The sequence below is a fragment of the Pseudomonas phytophila genome, from assembly GCF_025643095.1.
GTDB classification, from domain to species: Bacteria; Pseudomonadota; Gammaproteobacteria; order Pseudomonadales; family Pseudomonadaceae; genus Aquipseudomonas; species Aquipseudomonas quasicaspiana.
In genome coordinates this window covers 293285-308832 of sequence record NZ_CP081201.1, presented here as the reverse complement: position 1 = coordinate 308832, position 15548 = coordinate 293285, and the positions used below count along the sequence as shown (strand labels likewise).

The following is a 15548-nucleotide window of genomic DNA, read 5'->3' as shown; positions in this document are numbered from 1 at the left end:
CCCGCGATGGCCTGAAAACCCAATCGCAGGCAAGCCTGGCTCCCACAATGGAATGCGTTCAAACCAAACAAACAACACAACTAACCCCTGCAACACACCGGACATCCGCCATGAAAAAAATCATCAGCACCCTGGCCCTGAGCCTGTTAGCCCTCACCGCCCATGCCGCCGACGCGCCGCTGAAAGTCGGCACCACCGCGGCGTTCGCCATTCCCCTCGAAGCCGCTGTTCAGGAAGCCGCCAAGCAAGGCCTTAAGGTCGAGCTGGTGGAATTCACCGACTGGATTGCACCCAACGTCAGCCTCGCGGCGGGTGATATCGACGTGAACTACTTCCAGCACATTCCGTTTCTGACCAATGCCAAAGAAGCCGCCGGGTTTGATCTGGTACCGTACGCGCCGGGGATCATCAACAACGTCGGCCTGTACTCCAAGAAGTACAAAAGCTTCGATGAACTGCCAACCGGCGCCACCGTGGCCATCGCAAACGATCCGATCAACAGCGGTCGCGGTCTGCAACTGCTGGCCAAGGCTGGCTTGATCACCCTCAAGCAAGGCGTGGGTTACAAGGCCACCGAAGAAGACATCGTCGCCAACCCGAAAAAAATAAAGATCATTCAGGTAGAGGCCGTACAACTGGTTCGCGCCTATGACGACGCTGATCTGGTCCAAGGCTACCCAGCGTATATTCGCCTGTCGAAAACCTTCGATGCAGAATCGGCGATTCTCTTTGATGGTCTTGATCACCCGGAATACGTCATCCAGTTCGTGATCAAGCCGCAAAGCAAAGACGATCCACGCCTGGCTAAATTCATCGACATCTATCAGCACTCGCCAGTCGTGCGCGCCACCCTGGACAAGGTCAATGGCAAGCTCTACCAAGCCGGTTGGGAAGGTTGACATGAATGCATCCGTGCAACGCCAACTGCCACTCGAAACCACGGGCGCAGCGCATTCGGCAGCCAAGGCCGAACTGCACGCCGAACTAAATCGCGCGCACGTGCGATTCATCAATCTGGGTAAAACCTATCAGGGTCAGCAAGGCCCCGTCGATGCGCTGCAAAACATCGATCTGGCGATTCAGAAGGGTGAAATCTTCGGCATCATCGGCCGCAGCGGTGCCGGCAAATCCTCGCTGATCCGCACTATTAATCGCCTGGAACAACCCAGCAGCGGGCGGGTGCTGATCGAACAGACTGACATCGGCGAGCTCAACGAAGACAAGCTGGTGGAGCTGCGCCGTCGCATCGGCATGATCTTCCAGCACTTCAACCTGATGTCAGCCAAAACCGTGTGGCAAAACGTCGAGCTGCCCCTCAAGGTGGCAGGCGTACCCAAGGAACAGCGCCAGCGCAAAGTCACCGAGCTGCTGGAACTGGTGGGCCTGCAGGACAAGCACAAGGCATACCCGGCGCAATTGTCTGGCGGCCAGAAACAGCGTGTCGGCATTGCCCGCTCACTGGTGCATGACCCAGCTATTCTGCTCTGCGATGAAGCCACTTCAGCGCTGGACCCTGAGACAACTCAATCGATCCTCGGTCTGCTGCGCGAGATCAACCAGCGCCTCGGCCTGACGATCATTTTGATCACCCACGAAATGGCCGTGATCCGCGATATCTGCGACCGCGTTGTGGTCCTTGAGCAGGGCCGCGTTGTCGAGCAAGGCCCGGTTTGGCAAGTGTTCGGCAACCCGCAGCATGAGGTGAGTAAAACCCTGCTAGCACCTCTGCAACACGGCTTGCCGGAAGACTTGCGGGCACGACTTGCTGCCGAACCGCAAACGCCAGACGCCAAAGTCGTGCTGGATCTGCACTTCACCGGTGACAGCGGCGAAGAGCCTGATCTGGCTGCACTGTTTGCGGCCCTGGGTGGCCGCGTCAGTTTGCTACAAGGCGGAGTTGAACGGATTCAGGGACATGCGCTGGGCCACCTGCTGCTGTCGGTGACAGGCTCGCCGCACAGCATCGACACACTGTTGAGCCAGGCGCGCAAACAGGCGCAACACGCGGAGGTACTGGGCTATGTGGTTTGATCGCTTGCTGCAAGGCGCCATCGATACCTTCCTGATGGTCGGCGTCTCGTCGTTCATCGCACTGGTGCTGGGCATTCCGCTGGCAGTCATTCTGGTCACCAGCGGCAAAGGCGGGATTTATGAAGCGCCCGCACTGAATCAGGTACTGGGCGGCTTCGTGAACCTGTTCCGCTCCATTCCGTTTCTGATCCTGATGGTGGCGCTGATTCCGTTCACCCGGATGATCGTCGGCACCACGTATGGCGTCTGGGCTGCCGTGGTGCCTCTGACCATTGCTGCCACGCCATTCTTTGCGCGCATCGCGGAAGTCAGCTTGCGTGAAGTCGATCACGGGCTGATCGAAGCCGCGCAAGCCATGGGCTGCCGCCGCTGGCACATCATCTGGCACGTGCTGCTGCCTGAAGCGCTACCGGGCATTGTCGGTGGTTTCACCATCACGCTGGTGACCATGATCAACTCCTCGGCCATGGCCGGTGCGATTGGCGCGGGCGGGTTGGGGGACATCGCTTACCGTTATGGCTATCAGCGCTTCGATACCCAGATCATGCTGACCGTGATCGTGCTGCTGGTGATTCTGGTCGCCGTCATTCAACTGGGCGGCGATCGTCTGGCCAGAGGTCTGAACAAGCGCTGAGTGAGTTATATTTGGCGCCTCACTGCTCAGACAGACTCGCCATGAAGCTCCAAGCGCAAGACCTCGCACAAATCACCGACCAAACTCTCGGCCACTACAACCAGGTGGCCGAGGACTTCCGCGAAGGCACCCGCGACCACGACGTCAGCCAGAACATTGCCGCACTGCTGCGCCATATTGAAGGCCAGGCACCGTGGCAGATCCTGGATTTCGGCTGCGGGCCAGGGCGCGACTTGAAGACCTTTAGCGCCATGGGTCATGTCCCGGTGGGTCTGGACGGCTCCGAACGCTTCGCTGAAATGGCTCGGGCTGAAACGGGCTGCGAAGTCTGGCAACAAAACTTCCTTGAGCTGGACCTGCCTGCTAAGCGCTTCGATGGCATCTTCGCCAACGCCGTGCTGTTTCACATCCCCAAGCAGGAACTGCTCCGTGTGCTGGGTGAACTTCATGCCACGCTAAAACCGGGCGGAGTGCTGTTCAGCTCTAACCCACGTGGAGACAACCAGGAAGGCTGGAACGGCCCACGGTATGGCTCGTATCACGACCTGGAATCCTGGCGCGAATTGCTCAGCGCAGCGGGGTTTGTCGAGCTCGAACACTACTACCGCCCAGCAGGGTTGCCGAGAGAACAACAGCCTTGGTTGGCGAGTGTTTGGCGTAAGGTTTGATACTAATTAGCCTGGGTCGAAGGATAAGACAGCAGCGTGGCGACCTGCGTCGTGTAAATTTAATCTGCACCGCAACCTTTATTAATAGCAAACAGCGATTTAATAAAAATTAACCATTCCAACAACGTATAACCCCCCTCAGCAACTTCAGGCGACTCAACTAACCTGATTGATAGCAGTTAATTAAATCCATCAGGCATTGATCATGGCTAACCTCATACAAAACGGAACCTTTCAAAACGCCCAATTGCATCCTTGGACGTTCCGCAACTCCAATCCGTCATTCAAATTCATTCTTGACCCCGATAGCACCACGGGCGGATTTTGCATTGAGCTCAGGCCCGAGGGGCAGCCCATATGGCTTGAACAGATAATACCGATGACCGGGCCAGGTACATTTGAGTTCGAAGCTAAACGTGTGGTGGAGAGCGGGGAACCGGCTGAATTCCTGTTGGGCGTTTCTCACACAAATTCAAACGGCGGTGGAGGCTTAGATTTTGAACAACGGACTGTTGCCTCGGAGTGGGAACGTTTTTCAATTAGCGTGACTGAGTCCGAATACCCAATTATTTCAGGTTATGTAATGGTAGATGTTTATGACATGTCCAAGGAAGATGGTGAGAGGGCGATGAAAAAAATAGGTGTTATCACACCTGTACTCTTCAGAAATTTTTCTTTTGAGCAGGACGACTCATAACAGCACATGAAATTATTGAGTACGCTGCACCTATTCAGTGTGAATATCAGCGTTAGCTATTGTTTAACGTAAGACTTAATACCGAGTCGCCCTTATCGCGGGCAAGCCCGGCTCCCACAGCAACCGCATTCCAGCCAGATAAACGCGATTCCTGTGGCAGAGCTTGCTCGCGATAGCTTCGGCTCGATCTACGAAATCCTGAACTCTGGCAAAACCACTCACTGCTTCGGGGGGTTGTTGAGCTGGAACACTATTACCACCCTGCTGGACTACTTGGGAACCACAGCCCTGGTTGGCCAGTGTTTAACGTAAGACTTAATACCGAGTCGCCCTTATCGCGGGCAAGCCCAGCTCCCACAGCAACCGCATTCCAGCCAGATAAACGCGATTCCTGTGGGAGCAGAGCTTGCTCGCGATAGCTTCGGCTCGATCTACGAAATCCTGAACTCTGGCAAAACCACTCACTGCTTCGGGGGGTTGTTGAGCTGGAACACTATTACCACCCTGCTGAACTACCTCGGGAACAACAGCCCTGGTTAGCGAGTGTTTGGCGTAAGACTTAACACCGAGTCGCCCTTATCGTGGGCAAAGCCCAGCTCCCACAGCAACCGCATTCCAGCCAGATAAACGCGATTCCTGTGGGAACAGAGCTTGCTCGCGATAGCCTCGACTCGATCTAAGGCCAGGTTAAATCCACGCAGCATCCCAAAGCGGATAGTCACCCACCCGGTCGGCCAGTCCCGCTCTTACAGGATTGAGGATCAGATACCGGGCCAAGCCCTTCAAATCGTCCTCTTGCCGAACCGCATGATCATGAAAGCCGCGCTGCCAGATACTTTCGGTTCGGCCTTGGGCAGCATTCACAACGACGCAGGCGCGTGATTTGGTACGCGCAACCATTCGGCTCAGCGAACCACTCTTGAGCTCCAGCAACCAGTGAAAATGATCAGGCATCACTACCCAGGCCAAAGAACGAGCCAAGCCATCACGCTCGGCCAACACGAACTGCTTTGCAGCAAGACGACCTACTCGCCAGTCACCAAAGATCGGTTGACGGTCTTTAGTGTTGCAAGTGATTAGATAGATCCGGCCCTTTTCACTGTGGCGACCAATGCGTAACTGTCGAGATTGATGAAGAGATCGCATTCCATTGCCTTTGAGCTTTAGGGGAACTCAAAAGGTAGGTCACGCGGGGTGATCTGCTGCTCTGGATTAATTGGCTGGATGTGTCTGACTCAACAATGAGTCGCCTGTATCGCGGGCAAGCCCAGCTCCCACATTCACAGTGCTTTCCAGCCTGAGAATGCAACTTCCTGTGGGAGTCGCCCCGGTGTCCCTGACACCACGCTGTCGCGCAGCAAACACGGACCCTGTAGGAGTGAGCTTGCTCGCGATTCGGCCTTTCAGTCGATGAATATATTGCCTGTACTGGAGCTATCGCGAGCAAGCTCACTCCTACAGTAAAAAGCATTCCAAATCAGATAGTTATATTTTGTTTGATAGGAGCTGGGCTTGCCCGCGAAGAATTTAACTCGAAGGCGCTGGTTCACCACCCTTCTCAGCCTGCTCCCGCTGCTCATCACTCGGCTCTTTAATCCGATACCACGCCACATATAGCGCTGGCAAAAACAGCAGCGTCAGCAAGGTCGCGATGATGATGCCGCCGATCATGGCGTAGGCCATCGGGCCCCAGAATACTTCGCGGGCGATGGGGATCATGCCCAGGCTGGCGGCTGCTGCGGTCAGCAGGATTGGGCGACGGCGATGCTGGGTGGCTTCGGCCACGGCATCCCATGGTAGGTAGCCGTCGCGTTCATACGCGTCGATCTGCGTCACCAGAATCACCGAGTTACGGATGATGATCCCGATCAGCGCCAGTATCCCAAGGATCGCCACAAAGCCCATGGGCGTACCCGTCGGGATCAGCGCCAACACCACGCCAATAAGGCCCAAGGGTGCAACGCTGGCGACCAGGAACATCTTCTGCACACTGTGCAGTTGAATCATCAGGAACGTCGCCATCAGGAAGATCATCAGCGGCACGACACTGGCAATGGGGCCTTGAGCCTTGCCGCTTTCTTCAACGGTGCCGCCAGTAGCCACCTTGTAGCCCGCCGGTAAACCTGCAGCGAACTTGTCGATCTCAGGTTTGAGCTGCTTGACCAGATCCGTTGGCTGCATGTCATCCGCTACCGCTGCTTTAACCGTGATAGTCGGCTTGCGGTCACGACGCCAGACCAGCGGCTGCTCCAGCTCATAACGCACCGTCGCAAACGCCAGCAACGGAATGGACGTGCCGCCCGGCGTCACAATCTGCAGATTCTGCAGGGTTTCCGGCGACCCACGCTCCGCGTCCTCAGCACGGCCCACGACATCAATCAGGTAAATGTCATCACGCACCTGCGTCACCGGCGAGCCGCTTACGATGCTGTTCATCAGCTTGGCCACGTCCTCAGACGACAAGCCCAACTGACGCGCCTTGTCCTGGTTGATGTCGATGCGCAGGACCTTGCCCGGCTCGTTCCAGTCGTAAATCAACTCGCCAACATGTGGATTGGCGTCCAACAGTGTGGCCAGTTCGATGGCGTGCTGGCGCACCTTGTCGATGTTTTCACCGCTCACCCGATACTGCAGCGGACGCCCCACCGGCGGCCCCATTTCCAGCGGCTGAACAAAGCTGCCAATGCCGACAAACTCTTCGCGTAGACGCTTGTTGAGACGGTCGGTCAGATCGGCGCGCTGCTCAAGGCTTTTGCTGACGATCACCAACTGCGCGTAGTACGGATTTTCCAGTTGCTGGTCCAAAGGCAAGTAGAAGCGTAAAGCGCCCTGACCGATGTAAGTGCTCCAGCGCTCAATATCCGGATCGTCCTTCAACGTCGCTTCAAAGCGGTCCACGACCTTGCGGGTTTCGTTGATCGAAGCGTTTTGCGGCAGGTTCAGGTCGACGAGAACTTCTGGCCGGTCTGAAGACGGGAAGAACTGGTTCTGCACAAACTGCATGGAGAACACCGCCGCCACAAACATCAGGATGGTGAAAATGAGGGTGATCCAGCGATGCCGCATCGCCCAGAACATGCTGTTGTTGAAACCGCGGGCAATGCGCCCTTCCTTCTCTTTCTCGTCCTTCTTCTTAATGTTGGCGCTCAGGATATGCACGCCAATTACCGGTGCGAACAACACCGCAACCACCCACGACACCAGCATCGCCACGGCAATCACCGCAAACAGCGTGAAGGTGTACTCCCCCGCCGAACTCGCGTTAAGGCCAATGGGCACGAACCCGGCGACAGTCACCAGCGTACCGGTCAGCATCGGGAAGGCCGTCGAGGTATAAGCGTAAGTCGCCGCCTGCTCCTTGGTTTCGCCCATTTCCAGGCGCGTAACCATCATCTCCACCGTGATCATCGCGTCGTCCACCAACAGGCCGAGAGCAATGATCAACGCGCCGAGGGAAATCCGCTGCATGGTGATGCCGCTGTATTCCATGAACACAAAGACCATGGCCAGCACCAACGGGATCGAGCAAGCGACCACCAATCCAGCACGCACACCCAGGCTGACGAAGCTGACGATCAACACGATCACCACCGCCTCGAACAGCGCGCTGGTGAAGCCGCCGACCGCCTTCTCGACCACTTCGGCCTGATCCGAGACGTTGTGCACGCCAACGCCCACCGGCAGATTGGCCGTGGCGGCGTCCATGCGCTCATGCAGCGCCTTGCCGAATGACTGAATGTTGCCGCCCTTCTTCATCGCAATGGCCAGGCCGATGGCGGGCTTGCCGTTGAAGCGGAACATCGGTTTCGGTGGGTCGACATAGCCGCGCGTGATGTCGGCGATATCACTCAAACGATAGAAGCGATCATTGAGACGCAGGTTGACCTCAGCCAGATCTTTTTCCGACGCAAACTGCCCCGAGGTCCGCACCGAAATTCGCTCCGGCCCGGCTTCGATCACCCCCGCTGGCGTGACCGCGTTTTGCGATTGCAGGCTTTGCACCACCTGGCTTTGATCCAGGCCCAGTGCCGCGAGCTTGCGGGTAGAAAAATTCAGGTACACCACTTCGTCCTGCTGGCCGATCATTTCGACCTTGCCCAGCCCAGGCACTTCGCGGATTTCCGTACGGACTTGCTCTACGTAATCACGCAACTGACGCATGGAAAAACCATCCGCCGTAAATGCGTAAATCGACCCGTAAACATCACCGAATTCGTCGTTGTAAAACGGCCCTTGGGTGCCTTGCGGGAATTGTGCGCGGATGTCGTCAATCTTCTTGCGCACCTGATACCAGATCTCCGGAATGTCCTTCGCAGAGGTGGTGTCGTGCAGGAAAATCATGATCGTGGACTCACCGGGACGCGTGTAGCTTTTCACGTAGTCCAGCGAGTCCAGTTCTTCGAGTTTCTTCTCGATGCGGTCGGTGACTTGCTCAAGGGTTTCATCCACCGTCGCACCCGGCCAGCGGGTTTGTACGACCATGGTTTTGATCGTGAAGGACGGATCCTCCTCACGGCCAAGATTCATGTAGGAAAAGACGCCCATCAACAGCGCAACGAACATCAGGTACCAGACAAAAGACTGATGCTTGATGGCCCATTCGGACAGGTTAAAACTCCCTTTCATCGCGGGCTTTCCTCATCGACTTTAACTTTCTGGCCCGGCTTGAGGCTGTTGACCCCGGCACTCACCACCCACTCGCCGGGTTTGATCCCGTTATTCAATACAAAACTGTCGCCCGTACGGCTGATGACGTTCACAGCGCGAGGATTAACCGTCTGGTTTTGCCTGTCGATGATCCACACCTGCGCCTTGCCATCCACTTCCTGCAGCGCATTGATCGGTAGCTCAGTGCGCGAAGCAATAGCTGAACTCAGGCTGACGCTGATAGCGGTACCCAGCCTGAACGCTTCCGGCGTCTCTTTCAGGGTCAGTCGAGCACGGCGGGTGCGGGTGGTGCGCTCGGCTTGCGGTTCGATTTCGCGCAGCGTCGCGGTGGTATTGATCTGCGGATCGAGCTGGCTGGCGACCTTGAACTCGACGCCTTGGGGCAACTGGTCAGCCAGGAAGCCAGGCAAATCGATTACCGCTTCTTTGACGTCCGGGCGAGCCAGGGTCACGACCTCTTGCCCGGCGGTGACAACCTGACCGGCTTCAACCTGCCAGCGGGTAACGACGGCAGCGTGATCGGAGCGCAACTCGCTGTACCCCAACTGATCCTGGGCCTGGCTCAGTGCCGCGCGTGCCTGTTCGAGTGATGAGTTGGTGGTTTTCAGATCGGTCTGAGCGATGTCCAGTTGTGCCTGGGCACCCACGCCCCGGTCAAACAACTCCTGTTGGCGACGGGCATTGGCTTGCGCGTTGATCCACTGCGCTTGAATGCGCGCCAGATCACCTTGGCGAGCTCGCACATTATTCTGCTGGTCGGTAGGGTCCAGCGTGGCAAGCAATGCGCCTTGGGCGACTTCACTGCCGACGTCGACACTGCGTTGAGCAATTCGTCCGGCCACCCGGAAACCGAGGGTGCTTTCATAACGCGCTTCAATGTTGCCAGCAAACCGGCCGAGGCTTTCCTCAGAAATCGCCTTGGCTTCGACATGCAGCACGGGGCGCACTGGCTCCGGCGCGGGCTCTTCCTTACTGCACGCGCTCAACAGCGGCAGCAATAACAACCACGACAAACGCTTCATGGCTGCACCTTCGCGGGTTTCTGCTGTTCACTGGCGGCGATTTCCACGTGCATGTCGGGGTGCAACAACTGCCCCCCGGCGACCACCACTTTCTCACCAGACTTCAAGCCATCGGTGATGATGACTTTGGCGGTCAGGTAACGGCCTACCGTCACGGCGCGCAAATTGGCTTTGCCTTGATCGTCCACTACCCACACTGCTGGCTTGCCCAGTTGATCGCCCAACCCCTTGGTCAGCGCAGCCCATGGCAGTTCGACGCTGGCCTTGCCCGGCGTGGTCAACGCCCCGCTGACCACCGAGCCGAGGTCCATGCCAGCGGGTAATTTCTGGAGGCCGATTTTTACTTGTACGGTGCCGGTTTCGGCTGACACGGCGGGGGTCACTTCACGGACTTTGCCGACCGTTTTGATTTGCGGGTTATCGAGCAGCGTCACCACCACCGGTTCATCACCGGATGCCTGGGCGAACAGTGACTCATAGACGTTGAATACCGCGTCACGCTCCCCATCCCGGGCCAGGCTGAAAATCGGCACGGTGGCCTGTACCACTTGCCCGACTTCCGCCTGACGCTCAGTAATCACCCCAGGCGCGTCGGCGACCAACGCGGTGTAGCTCAATTGCTCACGGGCACTGGCCAGTTGAGCTTGCGCAGCATTGAGCGCGCTCTGGCTGCTGCGCAATGCGGCCTGTGCGGAATCGTATTCGCTGCGGCTGGTATAGCCCTTGGGCAGCAGTTTTTCCTGTCGCACGAACGCAGCACGGGTCTGCGTCACCCGCGCTTGCTCGGCGGCGACAGCCGCCACGGCGGAATCGACGTTGGTCTGCAAGTCTTTGGGATCAAGTCGCGCCAGCACTTGCCTGGCCGTGACCCGATCACCCACATCCACCATTCGCTGAATGATCTTGCCGCCCACGCGGAATGAAAGCTGAGTCTGCACCCGGGCCTGAACGTCACCGGTCAATGCAACCTGAGCGGCGTAATCGATGCTTGCGACTTCTTGTACATAGACACGTGGCAGGTTGGCGTCAGCAGGTTTTTCCTCGCCGCAGCCGGTCAGAATCGCCAGCGACAATGTCAGGCCAAACAACGCCAATCTTGGGGGGAAAGCGGGCATGCAGACTCCTTATGCGGATGCCGTGCGCGTGCCTCGCTGTAAACAGTGGGTGGCGCCGTGACTATGCGACTCTAAGCGTAGATCAGGGTTCCTTGAGGTGCGTGATTGGTTGCAGGTGAGTGGACATTAAGCGGGGCATGCAAAAGATGAAATAGCGTTTGCCGAATTCAAATAGACATATGTACCGCTGTTTTCACGGGTATATCCGTAGCATGTCGTTCCTGCCCGCAACGATTTCATCAAAGCCTTGCAAAACTGGTCGATGCTCCATAACCTTTCCAGTAACACACCCGCCATGCCTATGGCTGCCTCTGCAGCCAAGCACAAATCGAGCGGGTTTTTTATGCCCGCCAGTTTCTCACCGTGAGGCTCTTTAGCAAGGCCGCCATCACTGTGGACGAGCAATTGTCCCTGCTGAAAATGCGCGGATTACTGATTCAGGACGAAAGCGAGGCACGCTGCTTTCTGGCGTCTGTGAGCTTTTTCCGCTTTTCCCCTTATATGCGTCCCTTCCAGGTCACTGATGACGTGGAACACGGCTTTCGGCCCGGCGCCAGCTTGCGGGATCTCACTCGTCTGTATGAATTTGATCGCAGGCTACGCCTATTGGTAATTGATGCCATCGAGCGGATCGAAGTCGCTATCCGCTCAGTCATCAGTAACCACATGGGGCCACGCTACGGGTCCCATTGGTATCTGAACCCGCTTTTTTTCCAGCGTGGATATCGTCACAGCGCCCTACTCGACAACATCAGACGCAAACAGACCGAAGCTAGACGTGACTACGAGCGTGAATGCCAGCGCATTGATCGGTCCAACGCATCCAAGTCGCGTAAGAGCCACTTAAAGAAATTGCGCAGCAAAGAAAGCTACCCGCGTCACTACGCCCTTACTTACTGTGAGCCAGACCTGATGCCTGCATGGGCGGCCATGGAAGAAATAACCTTTGGCGATCTGTCGCACCTTTTTAAAGGCTTGGCTCGTGACTCGGACAAGAAAGCCATCGCCCGAAATCTGGCGCTACCAAGCCCGTTGCTGCAGTCCTGGCTGCACAGTTTGACCGCTATCCGCAACGTCTGCGCTCACCATGCAAGACTTTGGAATCGTGAACTTGGTATCCGGCCCGAGCTCCCCAAAACGGCCATGTTTTTATGGCCCCAGCACCTGCAGCAAACGGGGTCACATGCCCGAGTGTTTATGATCCTGTGCATCATTAATATTTTGATGTTTCAAGTTAGTCCTCATACGAACTGGGACAGACGGTTGCACGAGCTAATGGATGCGCACCCTGAAATTGATCTCCATGCAATGGGTTTCCCGATTGACTGGTTTCAGGATCCGTTTTGGGGAGGGAGACAATGACTGCGCTGGATTCAGGTATCCGTGCATGCCGCTTGGCTCATCATTCGCCAAGCGATCTGGTTAAACTCCCTTCTTCTCACCGGCAAGGAAGCAGCCATGCTTAAAACTCTCGCGGTCGCTAATTACCGGTCGATCAACAACCTGATCGTGCCGCTTGAGCGTCTTAATGTCATTACCGGCCCCAATGGCAGCGGTAAGTCCAATCTTTACCGGGCCCTTCGGTTGTTGGCTGAAACTGCGCAAGGCGCTGTAACCAATGCCCTGGCCCGTGAGGGCGGCCTGGACTCCACGTTTTGGGCCGGGCCCGAGAAAATCTCGAGGCGCATGCTCAATGGCGAGGTAGACGTGCAAGGCGGGCCAAAGGAAAAGGTCACTCGACTGCGCCTGGGTTTTGCCGCAGAGGATTTCAGTTATGCGATTTCGCTAGGGCTGCCTGAACCCCCTCCACGTCTGAATCCCTCGGCGTTTGCCCTTGATCCAGAGATAAAGCGCGAATGCATCTGGGCCGGGGACGTCTATCGGCCGGCAAGCCTGCTGGTGGACCGTGCAGGCCCGATGATTCGAGCACGTGACGGTCGAAACTGGGACGTTCTGGCGCAACATACGCCGACCTTTGACAGCCTGTTCGATCAGATTGGCAGCCTGCGGTCGTCACCCGAAGTGTTGCACCTACGGGAAAGTATCCGTGGCTGGCGCTTTTATGATCACTTTCGCACCGACTCAGAAGCCCCGGCACGCCGCGCGCATTTAGGTACGCGCACGCCAGTGCTGCATCACGATGGCCGGGATCTGGCCGCAGCACTGCAAACCATTCTGGAAATCGGCGAGCCCGAGGCGCTTCATGCCGCCATCAGTGATGCCTTCCCCGGTGCCAGCCTGAAAATCAATGTCGTGCGCGGCGGGCTGTTCGCGGTGGAGTTTTATCAGGAAGGTTTGTTGCGCCCGTTGTCGGCATCAGAATTGTCCGACGGCACGCTGCGCTACCTGCTGCTGATCGCCGCCCTGCTCACCCCGCGACCGCCCACCATGATGGTGCTCAACGAACCGGAAACCAGCCTGCACCCTGACCTGCTGCCCGCGCTGGCGCGTTTGATTATCAAAGCTTCGCAACACTGTCAGGTTTGGGTGGTATCCCATGCCAGCCGATTGATCGCCGCACTGGAGCAAAGCCCGGAATGCAATGCGATCGAGCTTGAAAAGGTGTTGGGGCAAACCGGGATCGTCGGGCAAGGGATGCTGGATGCACCGGCGTGGCATTGGCCGGATTGAGACAGCGGGGCTTGCGGTCTAGACGTGGGAGATAGGCATGACTGATCTCTGTGGCGCTCGTATCGCAAGCAAGCTCGACTGTCACAGAGTGCATGCGTGTCGCGGGATCCGCAGAACTTGTGGGAGCTGGGCTTGGCGGCGATAAGGCTGGACGCGGTTGACCTGATAACTGCGGTGCCTGTATCGCGGGCAAGCCCAGCTCCCACAGAGATAGCGTTCGGCCTCAGGATTGAGTTGTTATGCGGGCTTCAGCGGGGTTCGACGCGTTCCAGTGAGCGGTCAAGTTCGGCTTTGGCCATGGCGATCAGGTGCACGACCGAGAAGGCCAGGTCGCGTTTGGGGCCGTTGAGTGTGTCGCCGGTTTCATAGGCGGTGGCGGCTGCGCAGCGTAGTAGGTCGCTGACATGGAGCAGCGATTCTTCGAGGGTTGGCAGCGGTGGATCTGGTGTTAATTTTTTCATCGTTGATTCCTTGTGTTGAAGGAGCCACCGAATGTTCGCTGCTAAACAAATAGAAGGTGGCGGCTTTGTCGCGGGTTAGCAGACCGGTGGAATCAACAAGACCGGCGCACCCGAAGATGCCCCACGCAAAGCCGCCATAACGCGGTACTTGCGCTGTCAATTCACGAAGCAGGCTGCTAAACCCGATCACTGATGAGTCAGTGACGGACGCAGCCTAGTGTCCGAAATTGGCACGCGCAAGGGCTCAGGATTTTCTAGGAAAGTTCGCACAGAAGAAAGGGAAACGGCCGCAGGAAAGGGCCTTCAAAGGTGGGTTTTTCGTGAGTTGAAGTTACAAAATTGTCCAGCCGGAACGAGTTTCCTTGTGGGAGCTGGGCTTGCCCGCGATAAGGTATCGGTGATGTATCTGCAAACCGAGGTGTTCTTATCGCGGGCAAGCCCAGCTCCCACAGGATCAGCGCATACCGGTAGATGTGCTATTCCATCAGCTACCCGCACCACCATGGGCTTCTTCGAAGAAGTAATCCTTCCAGCTCGCCGCCTTGTTTTTCAGCACGCCCAGCTCTTGCAGTTTTTCAGCATAAATAAAGGTGCGCTGCGGAGTGATGGTGAAGTCGATTTCCGGATCGGAAACAATCTTCTCTACAAATGGCAGTGCCAGCTTGGATTGCTCTACGCGGATGTAGGTCTGGGCAGCAGCAGGCTTGTCGGCCTTGATGATTTTCTCGGCTTCAGCCAGTGCGTCGTAGAACGCTTTGTAGGTTTTCGGGTTTTCGTCGTGGAATTTCTCGGTGGTGTACAGCACGTTGAACGTTGCCTGACCGCCCAGCACGTCGTACGAACTCAGCACTTTATGCACGTTCTTGTTTTCCAGCGCCTGATACTGGAACGGCGGGCTGGAGAAGTGCGAGTTGATTTCGGAGCCGCCCGAGATCAACGCAGAGGTCGCGTCCGGGTGCGGCAGGCTTACCGAGATGTTGTCGAATTTCTTGAAGTTCTCGTTACCGAACTCTTTGGCAGTTTCGATCTGCAAGGTGCGCGACTGGAAACCCACGCCTGCGGCTGGCACGGCGATGCGGTCTTTGTCGGTGAAGTCCTTGAGGGTTTTCACGTTCGGGTTGTTGGTCAGCAGGTAGTTGGGCATTGAGCCCAGCGACGCGATGGCTTTGACGTTCTGTTTGCCCTTGGTGCGGTCCCAGATGGTCAGCATCGGCGGTACGCCTGCGGACACCACGTCCAGCGCGCCAGCCAGCAGCGCTTCGTTCATGGCGGTCGCGCCGGAAATGCTATTCCAGTCGACCTTGATGTCGATGCCCTGCTCTTTACCGTGCTTTTCGATCAGTTTTTGATCACGGACCACGTCCAGAATCAGGTAACCGATCCCGAATTGCTGAGCGATGCTGATCTTGCCTTCGGCCTGTGCGCCGCCGCTGAGCAGGCCGATGGTTGCGGCGAGCGCGATGATGGCTGAGCGCTTGAAAGGAATTGCCATTTGAAACCCCACATCAAAAATGTTGTTGATATCTGTGGGAGCAGAGCTTGCTCGCGATAAGGCTGGACGCGGTTCAATTTAGATCGCGTGGACCTTATCGCGGGCAAGCCCAGCTCCCACAGAAGCAAT

12 protein-coding genes and 2 pseudogenes are annotated in these 15548 nt (G+C 57.0%); 8 read left to right on the top strand and 6 right to left on the bottom strand.

Features of this window, described 5'->3' with window-relative positions; all coding sequences use genetic code 11:
- Nucleotides 1-161 precede the first annotated feature (161 nt).
- From K3169_RS01410 to K3169_RS01385, 6 genes and pseudogenes are all read left to right on the top strand, one after another.
- A pseudogene (locus K3169_RS01410) lies at nucleotides 162-899 on the top strand (MetQ/NlpA family ABC transporter substrate-binding protein); the annotation flags it as partial.
- 1 nt (nucleotide 900) lies between these two features.
- Complete coding sequence (locus K3169_RS01405; protein WP_231676470.1) at nucleotides 901-2031, top strand: methionine ABC transporter ATP-binding protein; 1131 nt, start codon at nucleotides 901-903, stop codon at nucleotides 2029-2031.
- Nucleotides 2021-2665: a methionine ABC transporter permease gene (locus tag K3169_RS01400; RefSeq protein WP_027899910.1), complete on the top strand. Its 645-nt coding sequence runs from the start codon at nucleotides 2021-2023 to the stop codon at nucleotides 2663-2665. Before K3169_RS01405 ends, K3169_RS01400 begins: the two co-directional genes overlap by 11 nt.
- 41 nt (nucleotides 2666-2706) lie before the next feature.
- Complete coding sequence (locus tag K3169_RS01395) at nucleotides 2707-3333, top strand: class I SAM-dependent DNA methyltransferase (protein WP_099269185.1); 627 nt, start codon at nucleotides 2707-2709, stop codon at nucleotides 3331-3333.
- A 205-nt stretch (nucleotides 3334-3538) separates the two neighbouring features.
- Entirely contained in the window at nucleotides 3539-4030 is a 492-nt protein-coding gene (locus K3169_RS01390; protein WP_231676476.1) for a hypothetical protein, read from the top strand.
- 473 nt (nucleotides 4031-4503) lie between these two features.
- Nucleotides 4504-4593: pseudogene (locus K3169_RS01385) on the top strand (SAM-dependent methyltransferase); the annotation flags it as partial.
- A 124-nt stretch (nucleotides 4594-4717) separates the two neighbouring features.
- Here K3169_RS01385 and K3169_RS01380 read toward each other — a convergent pair.
- From K3169_RS01380 to K3169_RS01365, 4 genes are all read right to left on the bottom strand, one after another.
- On the bottom strand, nucleotides 4718-5176 hold the full coding sequence (locus K3169_RS01380; protein ID WP_263269660.1) for an REP-associated tyrosine transposase: 459 nt from the start codon (nucleotides 5174-5176) through the stop codon (nucleotides 4718-4720).
- A gap of 381 nt (nucleotides 5177-5557) precedes the next feature.
- Nucleotides 5558-8656: an efflux RND transporter permease subunit gene (locus K3169_RS01375; RefSeq protein ID WP_263269658.1), complete on the bottom strand. Its 3099-nt coding sequence runs from the start codon at nucleotides 8654-8656 to the stop codon at nucleotides 5558-5560.
- Complete coding sequence (locus tag K3169_RS01370; RefSeq protein WP_263269656.1) at nucleotides 8653-9720, bottom strand: efflux RND transporter periplasmic adaptor subunit; 1068 nt, start codon at nucleotides 9718-9720, stop codon at nucleotides 8653-8655. Before K3169_RS01370 ends, K3169_RS01375 begins: the two co-directional genes overlap by 4 nt.
- Nucleotides 9717-10835 (bottom strand): efflux RND transporter periplasmic adaptor subunit, encoded by a 1119-nt coding sequence (locus K3169_RS01365; RefSeq protein WP_027899914.1) that lies wholly within the window; start codon nucleotides 10833-10835, stop codon nucleotides 9717-9719. Before K3169_RS01365 ends, K3169_RS01370 begins: the two co-directional genes overlap by 4 nt.
- 363 nt (nucleotides 10836-11198) lie before the next feature.
- Here K3169_RS01365 and K3169_RS01360 point away from each other — a divergent pair, with 363 nt between their 5' ends.
- Nucleotides 11199-12197: an Abi family protein gene (locus K3169_RS01360; protein ID WP_255878985.1), complete on the top strand. Its 999-nt coding sequence runs from the start codon at nucleotides 11199-11201 to the stop codon at nucleotides 12195-12197.
- A 96-nt stretch (nucleotides 12198-12293) separates the two neighbouring features.
- Entirely contained in the window at nucleotides 12294-13466 is a 1173-nt protein-coding gene (locus K3169_RS01355) for an AAA family ATPase (protein WP_122397554.1), read from the top strand.
- 248 nt (nucleotides 13467-13714) lie between these two features.
- On the opposite strand, the gene K3169_RS01350 is transcribed toward K3169_RS01355, so the two are convergent.
- Together K3169_RS01350 and K3169_RS01345 are read right to left on the bottom strand one after the other, a co-directional pair.
- The gene (locus K3169_RS01350; RefSeq protein ID WP_095092925.1) at nucleotides 13715-13927 is read right to left on the bottom strand and encodes a DUF6124 family protein; all 213 of its coding nucleotides are present in this window, start codon (nucleotides 13925-13927) and stop codon (nucleotides 13715-13717) included.
- Between the two features lie 484 nt (nucleotides 13928-14411).
- The gene (locus K3169_RS01345; protein ID WP_099269193.1) at nucleotides 14412-15419 is read right to left on the bottom strand and encodes an ABC transporter substrate-binding protein; all 1008 of its coding nucleotides are present in this window, start codon (nucleotides 15417-15419) and stop codon (nucleotides 14412-14414) included.
- Between the last annotated feature and the right edge of the window lie 129 nt (nucleotides 15420-15548).